The organism is Burkholderia sp. WP9, assembly GCF_900104795.1.
Taxonomy (GTDB): Bacteria; Pseudomonadota; Gammaproteobacteria; order Burkholderiales; family Burkholderiaceae; genus Paraburkholderia.
In genome coordinates, this window is sequence record NZ_FNTG01000004.1 from 108,646 (window position 1) to 120,815 (window position 12,170).

Annotated in this window: 15 protein-coding genes; all 15 read left to right on the forward strand. The window is 62.6% G+C overall.

What is annotated here, in order from left to right; genetic code table 11:
- Positions 1-13: 13 nt before the first annotated feature.
- Entirely contained in the window at positions 14-928 is a 915-nt protein-coding gene (locus BLW71_RS38795) for a TrbL/VirB6 family protein (RefSeq protein WP_091809861.1), read from the forward strand.
- A gap of 9 nt (positions 929-937) precedes the next feature.
- Positions 938-1,063: a hypothetical protein gene (locus BLW71_RS42630; RefSeq protein ID WP_286162270.1), complete on the forward strand. Its 126-nt coding sequence runs from the start codon at positions 938-940 to the stop codon at positions 1,061-1,063.
- Positions 1,064-1,088: 25 nt separating this feature from the next.
- Entirely contained in the window at positions 1,089-1,415 is a 327-nt protein-coding gene (locus tag BLW71_RS38800) for a hypothetical protein (protein ID WP_091809864.1), read from the forward strand.
- Positions 1,416-1,563: 148 nt separating this feature from the next.
- Positions 1,564-2,406: a VirB8 family type IV secretion system protein gene (locus BLW71_RS38805; RefSeq protein ID WP_091809867.1), complete on the forward strand. Its 843-nt coding sequence runs from the start codon at positions 1,564-1,566 to the stop codon at positions 2,404-2,406.
- Entirely contained in the window at positions 2,403-3,326 is a 924-nt protein-coding gene (locus BLW71_RS38810) for a TrbG/VirB9 family P-type conjugative transfer protein (RefSeq protein WP_091809869.1), read from the forward strand. Before BLW71_RS38805 ends, BLW71_RS38810 begins: the two co-directional genes overlap by 4 nt.
- An 18-nt stretch (positions 3,327-3,344) precedes the next feature.
- The gene (locus tag BLW71_RS38815) at positions 3,345-4,697 is read left to right on the forward strand and encodes a TrbI/VirB10 family protein (protein WP_091809871.1); all 1,353 of its coding nucleotides are present in this window, start codon (positions 3,345-3,347) and stop codon (positions 4,695-4,697) included.
- A gap of 11 nt (positions 4,698-4,708) precedes the next feature.
- The gene (locus BLW71_RS38820) at positions 4,709-5,221 is read left to right on the forward strand and encodes a hypothetical protein (protein WP_091809874.1); all 513 of its coding nucleotides are present in this window, start codon (positions 4,709-4,711) and stop codon (positions 5,219-5,221) included.
- A 54-nt stretch (positions 5,222-5,275) separates the two neighbouring features.
- A complete protein-coding gene (gene virB11 / locus BLW71_RS38825; protein WP_091809876.1) occupies positions 5,276-6,313 on the forward strand; it encodes a P-type DNA transfer ATPase VirB11 in 1,038 nt (345 codons plus the stop codon).
- Positions 6,310-6,573 carry a hypothetical protein gene (locus BLW71_RS38830; protein ID WP_091809878.1) on the forward strand — a complete coding sequence of 88 codons (264 nt, stop codon included), beginning with the start codon at positions 6,310-6,312 and terminating at the stop codon, positions 6,571-6,573. Before virB11 ends, BLW71_RS38830 begins: the two co-directional genes overlap by 4 nt.
- A gap of 44 nt (positions 6,574-6,617) precedes the next feature.
- Positions 6,618-7,088 (forward strand): hypothetical protein, encoded by a 471-nt coding sequence (locus tag BLW71_RS43070; RefSeq protein WP_502686875.1) that lies wholly within the window; start codon positions 6,618-6,620, stop codon positions 7,086-7,088.
- Positions 7,089-7,156: 68 nt separating this feature from the next.
- The gene (locus BLW71_RS38845; protein WP_091809883.1) at positions 7,157-7,519 is read left to right on the forward strand and encodes a hypothetical protein; all 363 of its coding nucleotides are present in this window, start codon (positions 7,157-7,159) and stop codon (positions 7,517-7,519) included.
- A complete protein-coding gene (locus BLW71_RS38850) occupies positions 7,516-9,300 on the forward strand; it encodes a type IV secretory system conjugative DNA transfer family protein (RefSeq protein WP_091809885.1) in 1,785 nt (594 codons plus the stop codon). The genes BLW71_RS38845 and BLW71_RS38850 overlap by 4 nt, the downstream gene beginning before the upstream one ends.
- On the forward strand, positions 9,297-10,940 hold the full coding sequence (locus tag BLW71_RS38855) for an LPD7 domain-containing protein (RefSeq protein ID WP_091809888.1): 1,644 nt from the start codon (positions 9,297-9,299) through the stop codon (positions 10,938-10,940). The genes BLW71_RS38850 and BLW71_RS38855 overlap by 4 nt, the downstream gene beginning before the upstream one ends.
- A gap of 62 nt (positions 10,941-11,002) precedes the next feature.
- Positions 11,003-11,710, forward strand: coding sequence for a StbB family protein (stbB, locus tag BLW71_RS38860; RefSeq protein WP_091809891.1), 708 nt, complete (start codon positions 11,003-11,005; stop codon positions 11,708-11,710).
- Positions 11,710-12,162: a hypothetical protein gene (locus BLW71_RS38865; protein WP_091809894.1), complete on the forward strand. Its 453-nt coding sequence runs from the start codon at positions 11,710-11,712 to the stop codon at positions 12,160-12,162. Before stbB ends, BLW71_RS38865 begins: the two co-directional genes overlap by 1 nt.
- Positions 12,163-12,170 lie beyond the last annotated feature (8 nt).

Here is a 12,170-nt window from a genome sequence, read left to right on the forward strand (position 1 = left end):
TTCGGAGCGTCTTATGTCATACACACCGATCACAACGACCATCTTTTCGGATATGACGGCCGATTTTGATGCGAACGTCATTTCGACCATCAGTTCGGGTTCAGAGCGCATCATCGGACTGATCTCACCGCTGATTGCAGCTTGTTTCAGCATCTATGTGCTGCTGATCCTGTGGACGTACTGGCAGGGGCGAAACGATGAGCCTGTTAACGATTTTCTGATGCGCATGGCGACCTGCGCATTCATCCTGACGTGCGGGATCAACATCCAGTTCTACACCACGTACATCGTGCCGTCCCTGAACGGTTTGGGCGAGCAGCTGGCCGGAGCGATAACCGGGCAGACGAACCCGATTTCCGGGCTGGATAACCTGCTGAGCGCGTACATCAATGCGTGTGGACAGATCTACGACAACGCGCATAACTTTCAGATCATCGGTGCCGTGTGGGTCATCACGGTGATGATCATCTTTGCGACGCCGTTCATGGGGTTGGCCGTTGCCTACATCATCCTCGCGAAGTTTGCGCTGGGTCTTTTGCTTGCGCTTGGACCCCTGTTCATTTCGATGGCGCTGTTTCCTCCAGTCCGTCAGTTCTTCTGGAACTGGGCGGGCCAGTGCCTTAACTACGCTCTGCTCGTGGCGCTTTTCGCAGGCGCCGGAGCTATCGAGGTGAATTTTGCGCAGAAGATCGCGCCTTCCGGATCGGCTTTCCCATCGATGAAGCAGGTGGTCGAAATCGATGTGATGGGTGTGGTGTTCTTCATTGTCGCGCTCAACCTGCCGGGTCTCGCATCGGCGCTGGCGAGCGGCGTGGGCATTTCCACGATGACCGGCAAGCTCGGCGGGGTCGGTAAAGCGATCGCGGCCGCGTCGAAGTTAGGTGGCTCGGGAAAGCAGACCACAGGCGGGTCGGTGTCGAAAGCGTAAGGAGGGCATATGCCAGATTTTTTTGCGAAGCTGATCCGCTGGTGGTTGCTAGCGGTCTGCTGGATCACGTTTGCCGGCTTGGCGCTGGCATTGCTGAATAGCATTGGTATATCGATTTATCACCATCTGCGTTAAACGCGCGCTTCGCAGGAGATCACGAATGAAGGCGCAACTTCGGATTGAAAAGGCAGCGACTGCTTCGAAGCAGGTAGTGCGCGGAGCTTCGCGGCTAAAAGGCGGCCTGACACTGCTGGGGTTCAGGGCGTTTGTCGTTTGGTTTGGGATCAGTTCGTTGCAGGCGTACGGAGCGCGACTCGGACACGCACGTTCACTGGCGTCTGTGGTCGCGAGCCTGATCATGGTCGCCGTTGCGTCCATCCTGCTTGTGCAGGGCGCGCAGATTGCCGTTTATATCGCCCGTCGCAGCTGGCCTTCGATGTTCCGCCGGGCGTTCCCGAGCGATACAACCCAAGGCAAGCAATCATGAAAAGCACATTGGCACTCGCACTGCTTGCTCTCGTGTTGCAAGCCTGCAGTTCACCGCCGAAGCCACCCGAGCCAACGGGTCAGTGGGTACCCGTCAATCAACCGTTGGCACAGCAGTCGGGCCATGCGGAACCGAAGTGAGGAACAGGATGGCATCGACTATCAGGCAATGGTTTGCGTCGGCAACGCCCGCGCGCAAGCGTAAGGGAAGCCCGGCCGGGTCGACCACGTCAGCAGACGCGTCGGTGAGCGGTGCTGAGTCGGGCGAGCGCGATGCGGTTAGCTGGTACCTGAAACAGGCACAGGCCTTCGAAAAGTCGAAGGTCCAATCAGCGGAAGAGAAGGCCCGTATCGCCGACCGGCGGTCGGTGCTTTTGGGTATGGTCGCTCTCGCCGCTGTTTCTGGCATGGGGATTTTAGGACTCCTGAAACGGCCAAACCCGCCCGCCGTGCTGCGTGTGGACGCGTCGACCGGTAAGGTCGACGTGCTGCCGACAACCGCGAACGGACACGTTACGTTTTCGGAGAAGACCGATCGTGCGGATCTGCACCGTTACGTCGAGTTGCGCGAGAACTACGACTGGGAGACGATTTCCGATACGCACGCCGCAGTGATGTTCATGAGCGCCGACCACGAGAAGGAAGCCTATGACGGGCTCGTGCGCGGCCCGGTGGGGCCGCTCAAGCTGCTGAAGGATCAGGCACGGGTGATTGCACGCGTCGGCTCGATCACTTTCGTGGGTTCCACCGCGCAGGTGTTTTTCTCGCGTCAGCTGGTCCCACTGAATCCCGCAGCGAAACGCCCGGATCCGACGTACTGGATTGCGACGGTCGCCTTCGAGCGTGTGAACGTTCCGGAAAAGCAGGATCAGCAGGATCTCAACGCTGACGGTTTTCGCTGCACGAGCTACGAGGTCACGCGCGACTGGACGCGCGCGCCCGCCGATGCTGCGCCGGCATCTGCCCCTGAGGCAGCCGGAGGTGGCGCATGAAGGGACGAACGGTCCGGATGTCAGCGAGCTCGGCGGCGGTCGCACTGGGTTTCGCGTTGGCGCCGATCCACGCGCGAGCCCTCGAAACGCCGCACAGCTGCGGCTCGGACCCGCATATCCAGTGTGCGACCTACGATCCGGACCAGGCGTATCGCGTGGCGACCATGCCGGGGCGTGTGGTGATGATCCAGTTCGAGCCAGGTGAACACATCATTAACAGCGGCGAGGGCATTGGAGACGCCAGGGCCTGGCACGTCGCCATCAACGACAGCGGCGCGATGCTGAAACCGGGTGCGCCGCAGCCAGAAACCAATCTTGTGCTCGTCACCAACCGGCGCACCTATTCGTTGTCGCTGGTCGACGTGTCAGTCTCGCAGCCGGCGACATGGATGTTGCGTTTCGATTATCCGGACACGCGTGCCAAAGCGGCGAGCGCGCAGCAGCGCCGGCAGGCAACGGTGAGCGCGGCGCTGGGTAGTCAGCAGACCAGTCAGCAGGGCAACGGGCCAGCGGTTCCCGCCTCGATCGCGAACAGCGCGGGTGTTGCGAAAGCGGATCCTGTGACGTCGGTTCCCGCCGCCAATATCCAATACATGATGCGCGGCGATCGTGCACTCGCGCCGACCGCCCTTTGGGACGACGGCCGCTTTACGTACTTCAAGTATGCGACCGCGCGTGACCTGCCAACGATTTTCACGAAACTGCCCGACGGCGGTGAGGCGACGGCGAACTTCCATATGGAGGGCGACACGGTTGTCGTGCACGAAGTCTCGAAGTCGTTTGTTATCCGCTACGGCCAGGCGGTGCTGGGTATCCGCAATGACGGCTATTCGCCCGATGGCCATTACAACCGTTCGGGCTCATCGGTGCCAGGCAGGGCGCGCATCGAGCGCGACCATCCCGATGTGTCGACGAACTGATCGGGGAGCGGACACGGCATGACTGAACGGAACGATATCGAACATGCAGCGCCGACCGACGTCGGACCGCAGCCTTCGCTCGACCTGCCGGGGCGCCGGAAGACACGCGTGGGCAAGCTACGTCTGGTGCTGGTCGCGCTCGCTGTTATTGCGCTGGGTGCATCGGGCGTCACGATCTATCTGCAACGCCTGTTCCAGCAGCATCAGGATGCGAAGGAGGCGGCGCTGAACAAGCCGAAGGACAGCGGCGTAAATGATGCCAGTGGGGATCTGGAAACGCAGAAGGATCGGATCAGACGTGCGGAAGCCGAGCAGGCCCGGGCAGCGTCGGCGGCTGCGGCCGCAGCTGCGGCAAATTCCCGCCTTCCAGCACCGGCCGGCGCGGCATCGCAGGCGAACGGACAGGCGGTGGCCGTGAGTAATCGGCCGCGGCCGCTCACGCCGGCCGAGCGCCGCCTGCAGGGCAGCGTACTCGTTTCGAATGGTGACAACGACGGGAACAACAATTCTGGCCAGAGCGACGATGGCCCCGTTGCAGCGAATGAAACCCCAGGTGACAGCGGCGGCAACACTGGAACCGGCGGCCGGGTCGCCGGCGGTCTGGCCGGGATGGCTAAGTCGATGGGCCTGTCAGCGCTGCGCGGCGGCAATGCAGGCGGCACGTCCGGCTCACCTGGCAAGACGGACCCGGGCGACGGCAAGGGTTCGTCGATTGATCAGTCCTTGCAGCCATCGAAGCTGCAGCCGATGCAGGCCTCGTTCCGGCCGAACCGGCATTACCTGCTCAGTCGCAACACGATGATCCGATGTGGACAGGCGACGGCGATCCGTACCGACCGGCCGGGCCTGATCGGATGCCCGATCGCGCAGGACGTGTGGTCCGATGACGGCACGACGCTGCTCGTTCGCAAGGGCGCGATGGCGAAGGGCGAGCAGCGCGATGCGGTTATGCAGGGTCAGGGCGTGATCGGCGCAATCTGGGATGAGATCGATGACGGCGACGTGCACATTCCGCTGAACTCGCCCGCTACCGATCCGCTTGGCGCCGCCGGGATTCCGGCTTACGTCGACGAGCATTTCTGGCAGCGCTTCAAGGGTGCGCTGATGGTGAGTCTCATCGGCGACTTCGGACAGGCTCTGGCGAACAAGGCGACTGGCTCGGGCCAGACGATCACGTTCTCCAACAGTTCGAACGCCACGCAGGACGTGGCAGCAGAGACGCTGCGTAACACCATCAATATCCCGCCGACGGCGTATTCGAACCAGGGATCGGTAATCAATATCTTTGTGGCGCGCGACATTGACCTGAGCCGCGTGTACGAGAACGTCGACGCGCAGGGCAACGCGATTGGCCAGAACGGACAGCAATGAGGAACGGACCCATGAACCTGAAGATCACCTGCCCGGACGATTTCCCGCTGCATGGGCTCGATCGCGACATGTTCGGGACAAAGCTGCGCGACGCTCTGCGTGTCTGTTTCTATGGCAACACGGTCCGGCAGCTGGCCGGACGGGTCGATGCACGGCGCGCACGTGTGGTTCCAGATGCCTTGCCACTGCGTCAGATCGCCGATGAGCCAGTCAACCATGCGGCCGGTCACGCAATGAAGACGCACGCAACTAACCGTCAGCCCGACGACACCCCACCGATTTACGCTCGCCAGCCGGCGCACACATCGCGCATCTGGCTTGCAGCGGGACGATGCGCGGCTGCGGCGATCGGTGGTGCGGCCTGGAAATTGACCTGGCCGGCCGTGCCCCTGAATGCAACGGTTATTTCCACGTCGCCGGCGCAAATCCTCCGCGAGCTCGCCGGCAGCGTGCCGGACGGTCGACGCCCGTATCGCGTATCAGTGCAGGTCGAGCCGCAGGATACGGGCACCACGCCTCGCTGACCGTAGCCGGCAGGATGATGAGCGGATGTGACCCTTAACCACATAGGAGTACAAATGAGCGCAGTCGTCATCGATGTAATCGAAAAGGGCACGATCGCCCGCAGCTTCCTGAAGCAGATGGGTATCTCATACTTCTTTGATGGAAGCCTCACCGAGGTCGCGATCAACCGTCCGGGCGAGATCTGGACGCAGGGCAGTGCCGGATGGCGACGGCATGACGCACCGGCCTGTTCGCTGGATGCGTGCTTCAAGCTCGCCAACGCGCTGACGGTGATGAAGGGCGGCAGGTTTTCGACAAAGGAGCCGATTCATCCGGTGGTGCTGCCTGAGGGCCAGCGCGGGCACGTGCTGATGCAGCCGGCCTGCGAGCAGGACACGATCTCCATCACGATCCGTATCCCGTCAGACGTGCGCTTCCCGGTGGCCGACTATGAGCGCAACGGATGGTTCGAGGGCTATCGGGACGTGTCGCCGCGTCGCGACATGTCGGTGTCGCCCGACCTTCAGCCGTTCGAGCTCGAGATGCTTGATGCGAAAAGTCAGCGCAACGTCACGCGCATGCTCGAGCTTGCGGTCGCCAACCGGTTGAACATTGTGCTCGCCGGTGGTACCGGCTCCGGCAAGACAACACTGAACAAGGCGCTCTCGGATCTCGTGCCGTCCGATGAACGGATCGGCACGATTGAGGATACGCCTGAGCTGTCACTGCCAAACCATCCCAACCGCGTACACATGTTCTTCAGCGACACGCTGCCGGCGAAGGAACTGGTGCGCTCCACGCTGCGCATGAAGTTTGACCGTGTGTTTCTGGCCGAGCTGCGAGGCGACGAGACGTGGGACTACATGACGCTGCTCAATACGGGGACGCCCGGCGGCATCACAACCGTGCATTGCAACGATGCGCGGTCGGCACCGTCGCGCATCGCAACGCTGATCAAGCAGAGCGCGGTCGGCCAGACGCTCGACTGGCAATTCATCATGGAACAGGTGCGCGTAACGGTTGATCTGGTTCTCTTCATGCGCAACAAGCGGCTCGCCGAGATCTGGTACGACCCGATCGGCAAGGCGCAGCTGCTGGGCTGTGTCTCATGAGCGCCGATGCTGCGGCGCAGATGATCGAACAGATCGCGATCAGCCTTTGCGGTGCGCTCGCCGTGTTCCTGTCGCAGGACCGGCGTGCGCACTGGCGGCGCTGGGCCTGCATCTTCGGGCTGGCCGCGCAGCCGTTCTGGTTCGACATGGCGTGGCGAGCGCATCAGTACGGCGTGCTCGCGCTGTGCCTTGTTTACGCGGCGTCGTGGGCGCGCGGTTTCACGGCGCACTGGCTCCTACGCAGGGAGGACGGCTTATGAACTTCGCGATCGGCGATATCGAGGCTGCGATCGAGGGGTGGCGCATGCGTCCGTCGTCGGACGAAGCATTCGCTGCGAGCGCAGAGGCCCGTGCGCTCACCCGGCTCTACGGCGCCGGGAATCGCACACGGCTGCGAAGGCATCACCGACGTCGGGCTGGACGACGCGCAGCGCGACGCCCTTCGGATCCTTTCCACCCATCCAGCCGGAAGGTTCACGCAGTGAACGCAGATCTCCCGATTCCCGCGATTGCCGATGTCGAGGCGGCCGCCGATGACGCGTCCCAGTGCAGATGGCGGCCGTCGGGCGCCTTTGCGCTGATCCATCGGTCGGGCTGGCCGGTCGCGCGTTACCCAGTCGATGACGAGTGGCGCTACCTGCTGTGGGAGCCGATCGACCGATGTGCGGCGGCGAATGGCAACCAGTTCCACGGACCCAACGATCACGTGCGCGACGCGATGCACTTGCATCGCGACCTGAGCGCGCATCTGCGACAACAGGAGATGGCGGCATGACAACGCATCTGAATTTCCGCGCCGATATCGACTCGGCCATCCACCTAGCCATTCATTGAGGACCGGCCATGCCGAAACCGCTTCGCATTCTGATCCCCCTCGTGATCGTCCTGCTGATCCTGTGCGGCTTCGCGTTCCTCGGCCAGTTCGCCGGCGGCCAGCTTTTCGCGAAGATGCAGAAGCTGCCGGAGGGCAGCGCGGGCTTCTTCACGCTGTACGACTACTGGCATGCCTTCGGCGACGTGCCTGCTGTTGTGCGCGCGCTCAAGGTATGCACGCTGCTGTCAGTGGTCATTACCGGCCTGCCAGTGGTCGTGATTACGATGGCGCTTGTGTCGGGGCGCAAGCGCCTCGCGCAGTTTGGCGAGGCCCGCTTCGCGACCCGCGGCGACATTGTGAAAGCGGGCCTGCTGGAGAAAAAACAACCATGACGAATTCACAACATCTGTATCCGCCGTTCATTGTCGGCAAGTACAAGGGTGAATATCTGAAGTATTACGGCCAGGATTTCCTGATGGCGGCCGCCGGCACCCGCTCCGGCAAGGGCACGTCGCTTGTGATCCCGAATCTTCTCACCTATCCCGATTCGGTCGTGGTCGAGGACGTCAAGGAAGAGAACTACCTGTATACGTCGGGCTACCGGCGTGCGTGCGGTCACGAAACCTACCTGTGGGCGCCGTTCTCGGAAGACGGCCGCTCACATGCGTACAACCCGCTCGACTACATCCAGCGTCGCGCACCCTATACGCGCGTGGGCGACGTGATGACGATCGGCGAGCACCTGTATCCGTCCAGCGTCGACGCGCGTCTGAAGTACTGGAACGACAATGCCCGCAACCTGTTCATCGGGATTGTGCTGTATCTGCTGGAAACGCCCTCGCTGCCATGCACGTTTGGCGAGGTGCTGCGGCAGGCCTCCGGCAAGGGCAGGACGATCCGTGAACACATCTCGTCGATCGTCAGCACGCGCGTGAATGCGACTGACGCGCTGCCGGCGCTCACCTTCGAGTGTCTCGATGCGCTGAACCGCTTCCTGTCGCAATCGAAGGAGGCCTTCGCGAACATCGTATCGACGATGACCGCGCCCCTGAACGTCTTCAGCAATCCGGTCGTCGACGCGGCAACCAGCCGCTCGGACTTCGATCTGGGCGACGTGCGCAAAAAGCGCATGTCGATCTACGTTGGCATCAAGCCGGGCGATCTGAAAGCCGGTGCGCTGCTGGTCAATCTCTTTTTCTCGCAGCTGATCGACCTGAACACGCGCGAGCTTCCCGCCGAAAATCCGGCGCTGAAATACCAGTGCGCGCTGGTCCTGGACGAGTTTGCAGCGCCCGGCAAGATCGACATCATTGATACCGCCAACGCATTCATTGCGGGCTACAACCTGCGACTGATGCTGATTTTCCAGGGTATGTCGCAGCTCGAGGATCCGAAGCTGTACGGAAAGCACGGCGCCGAAACGCTGGCAATCAACTGCAAGATGCGCAGCCTGTATGCGCCGCGCACCGTGAAGGAGTCGGAAGAGTACTCGAAGATGCTGGGCACCTTCACCCATATGGCGCGCTCGCGCAGCCGCAGCCGCGGCCGCAGTTCGTCGACCAGCACCAATGAGTCGGAGCACGGCAGGCCGCTCATGTTGCCGCAGGAGCTGCGTGCATTGAAACACAACAAACAGATCATCACGATCGAGGGCTGCGAGCCGATCCTGTGCGAGAAGGCGTTTTTCTATGAAGACGCCGAGCTCGTCGACCGGCTCGTGCGGCAGAGCCCCTACCTGCAAGGGGTGATGGCGAAGCTGGAGAACGCCAACCGCCGACGCGCCTGGCTCGGCTTCACCCCGAAGTTTCCGGACGAACAGCAGATGAAGCACGCTGCGTTCGTCGCGCGCGAGCTCTGTGCACCCGTGCCCAGGATCGACGTCGAGCAATGGTGGCACGCGCAGAATGCCGCCCGCCGTGCGCAGCAGGGCGTCGCTGCCGCGGATGCGGCCAGGCAGTCGGCCGGTCCACCGCGCGACGTGCGCGAGCACGAGATCGGCGTGCTTGCGCCTGTTCACTTCACCAACCGTCACAGCATACGCGCGTCGCTCTTCCAGCTGATGCCTTACCTGCGTGAAGTCCTGCCAGACGCGGCTGCCGCAACTGCGTCGACTGCGGACGCACACAGCTCTGTCGCCCCGCCCCAACCTGAACCGCAAGGAGTCATCGTATGAACGAGATCGAATTTCCCGACGACCTGATCGATTACCGCGAGCGTGGCGCGGCCAATTCCGACGACGCGTCGGCGATACGTGCCCGGTCGACGCCGCCGGCGAACGAGCCGGATGCCGGCAGGGTGCCGCTCAATCCCGGGACCCCTGTCGACAGCACGACGCAAGGGCGGTTGAAAAAAATCCGGGCGGCGGATCGCGCGAAGGCCGAGGCGTTGCTGAAACGCGACTCGTCGACCAATACAGAGACCAGCACAGCGATTGACGAAGCGGTGAGGCCAGCCGACGGAACGGGCAAGCCGCTCGGGAAGACTCGCGACCAGACTGAAAACACCATCCGGCCGAAGCCGATTTTCGAGAAGACTGGTTACGACGTGCCGAAGTCGGTAGCCAACCAGTACGTGGCGCACGAGGGTAAGTTTCTCGATCGCAAAAGCGAGGCGGTGCACTTCGAGGACAGGGGCCGCTCGCTGTCGACGGACAGTGAGGACCGCGACGTGATCGCGCACATGGTCGAAGTCGCGAAGGCGAAGCACTGGGGCGAGTTGCAGCTCAAGGGTAGCGAGGAATTCCGTCGACAGGCGTGGATCGCGGCCGAGCTCGCTGGCATGCCGACGCGTGGATTCAAGCCCCAGGAGCAGGATCGGGCCGTACTGACCGCCGCGCGCGAGGCGATGCGCATCGGGGCTGGCGAGCGATCGAATGATCCGGACAAGGCGCGCACGAATGAGATGGAGGCCGCAGACGCCGCAGGGCAAAAGAAGCCCGCCGCGCCGCGGCGTGAAAGCGCCGCGCCCGAAGGCGGCCGCACGGCCGCCCCGCAACCGTTGTCGGCCACACCGGCCAGCCCGGTTCAGGACACGCCAACGCCGGCCGGTGTCACGGCGGGCGTACTGGTGGCGCACGGGCCCGCGCCTTTCAACCACGATGAAAAGCAGAACGACAGCTACTACGCGACCGTGCGTACGCAGGCCGGCGAGCGCACGGTCTGGGGACTGGACCTCGAGCGTGCGATCGCAGAGAGCGGCGTGCAGACGGGCCAGCAGATCGAACTGGAGAAGGGTGGCAGCCGCAGCATGACAGCCGAGCAGCGCCAGTTCGACAAAAAGGGCAAGGAGCTCGCGCCGAAGACGGTCACGAGCCGGCGCAACGAGTGGTTTGTGTCCTCGCCCGATGTGCCTGGCCTGCCCACGCGTGAGCAGCGCGAAGCGCTTGCCAGCGCACGGCGGGAGGGCGACGAGCGCCGGCGGATCGTCGAGGCGCGCGAGCGGTTTCTGAACGGCGAGTGGAAATACTCGAAGGAACAGCAGCAGACGCTCGATGAAGCACGCGAACGGATCAAGGCGCAGGCAGCGCGCGAGGTGCTGCGTGACGAGATCAAAAACCTGCCAGAGCAGCAGCAGGAGAAGCTGATGGGGGAGTTCGAAAGCGCCGTGACCGCGGCGCGCGCCGCTAACCGGTCACTGGACGTGCCGATGCCTCAGGTAAGCGAAGCGACGATCGAGGCGGTACGCGAGCAGATCGGGCGGGAGCGCGCCGGGCAGGGCAGAGATAGGCAGCAATCGTCGCGTGAACAGGCACAGCCCGCAGCGCAAACCCAGGAGGCCGGCCCTGACTCGCCGACGCTCGAAATCGAACCGTAACGAACACGTGACCGACGCTGCGCGCGCGGTCGCGACTCACACAACAACCGGAGAGACGCACCATGAAAATCGCTGTCATCAATTTCTCGGGCAACGTCGGCAAAACTACCATTGCGCATCACCTTCTGGCACCTCGACTGGAAGGCGCCGAGGTTATATCGATCGAGTCGATCAACTCGGATGGTACCGGGAACGCCGCCTTGCGCGGCAAACAGTTCGATGAATTGCAGGACCGGATGATGACCATGCGACACGTTGTCGTTGACGTGGGAGCATCCAACGTCGAAGACTTTATCGCGTTGATGCAAAGCTACGACGGGTCACACGAGGACTTCGATATGTTCATTGTTCCGACCGTACCGCCTCTGAAGCAACAGCTCGACACGATAGCCACGCTCGATCAGTTGAGCGCCCTGGGCGTAGCATCCGACCGGATCAGATTGCTGTTCAACTTCGTTGATCCGAAGAGCAATCTGGACAAGGTTTTCGGTCGCCTGTTTACGCGTCATGCGGCAGTGGGTGGCTTTGTTCTCGATCCGTCCGCAGTCATTTATGAAAATCCGATTTATGAAAAGATAAAGACGATCGGCAAGACCATTACTGACGTCAACAGCGACACAACGGATTATGTTGCGTGGAACGCACGGTCAATGGAGGACGATACGCCGGCGCCCCAGCGAGCCCATATCCGTCAGATGGTCGCCATCAAACGACTGGCCACGCGTGTAACACGCGAGCATGACGACGCGTTCCGGCTTCTGGTGCACTGATGGGCGCGCCGGAAGATTCGATCCGTGAGGAACTGATCGGCGCGGTGCTGGGCGAACTCTCGCTTTTGCGCCGCGACGTGAAGGAACTGTCGCAGCTCCTCGAGGCGAGCGGCAAGCGGTTCAAGGACGACGGCGAACTGACGCTGCTGCGCTTCACGTCCCGCTACGAGCAGTTCCTCAACGAGTTCGCAGCATCGAGCACCGACGTGCTGGCCGAAGCGGGACGGTTTTCGGAGGCCCGCGACCAACTGCTTGGCGAGATCTCGCTCAGGCAGTACGACGAGGCCAACGGACGAAGCCGCGATCTGCTACGTGACGTCTTGCGTGAGGAGCGTGGCCGCGGTCGTGGTATCGGCCGGATCGAACTGGCCGCATGGACCGTGTGCGCGATGCTTGGCTCGGCGGCACTCACGGTCGGAGCCCTTGCGGCGCTGCGCCTTCTGACCACCTGACAGGAGAT

What these genes read in the sequence shown, in the direction of transcription:
- BLW71_RS38820 (WP_091809874.1), top strand. Translation starts at nt 4,709, where the DNA reads ATGAACCTGAAGATCACCTGCCCGGACGATTTCCCGCTGCATGGGCTC.
- BLW71_RS38810 (WP_091809869.1), top strand. Translation starts at nt 2,403, where the DNA reads ATGAAGGGACGAACGGTCCGGATGTCAGCGAGCTCGGCGGCGGTCGCA.
- BLW71_RS38850 (WP_091809885.1), top strand. Translation starts at nt 7,516, where the DNA reads ATGACGAATTCACAACATCTGTATCCGCCGTTCATTGTCGGCAAGTAC.
- BLW71_RS38830 (WP_091809878.1), top strand. Translation starts at nt 6,310, where the DNA reads ATGAGCGCCGATGCTGCGGCGCAGATGATCGAACAGATCGCGATCAGC.
- BLW71_RS42630 (WP_286162270.1), top strand. Translation starts at nt 938, where the DNA reads ATGCCAGATTTTTTTGCGAAGCTGATCCGCTGGTGGTTGCTAGCGGTC.
- BLW71_RS38855 (WP_091809888.1), top strand. Translation starts at nt 9,297, where the DNA reads ATGAACGAGATCGAATTTCCCGACGACCTGATCGATTACCGCGAGCGT.
- BLW71_RS38845 (WP_091809883.1), top strand. Translation starts at nt 7,157, where the DNA reads ATGCCGAAACCGCTTCGCATTCTGATCCCCCTCGTGATCGTCCTGCTG.
- BLW71_RS38865 (WP_091809894.1), top strand. Translation starts at nt 11,710, where the DNA reads ATGGGCGCGCCGGAAGATTCGATCCGTGAGGAACTGATCGGCGCGGTG.
- virB11 (WP_091809876.1), top strand. Translation starts at nt 5,276, where the DNA reads ATGAGCGCAGTCGTCATCGATGTAATCGAAAAGGGCACGATCGCCCGC.
- BLW71_RS38805 (WP_091809867.1), top strand. Translation starts at nt 1,564, where the DNA reads ATGGCATCGACTATCAGGCAATGGTTTGCGTCGGCAACGCCCGCGCGC.
- BLW71_RS38795 (WP_091809861.1), top strand. Translation starts at nt 14, where the DNA reads ATGTCATACACACCGATCACAACGACCATCTTTTCGGATATGACGGCC.
- BLW71_RS38800 (WP_091809864.1), top strand. Translation starts at nt 1,089, where the DNA reads ATGAAGGCGCAACTTCGGATTGAAAAGGCAGCGACTGCTTCGAAGCAG.
- BLW71_RS43070 (WP_502686875.1), top strand. Translation starts at nt 6,618, where the DNA reads ATGCGTCCGTCGTCGGACGAAGCATTCGCTGCGAGCGCAGAGGCCCGT.
- BLW71_RS38815 (WP_091809871.1), top strand. Translation starts at nt 3,345, where the DNA reads ATGACTGAACGGAACGATATCGAACATGCAGCGCCGACCGACGTCGGA.
- stbB (WP_091809891.1), top strand. Translation starts at nt 11,003, where the DNA reads ATGAAAATCGCTGTCATCAATTTCTCGGGCAACGTCGGCAAAACTACC.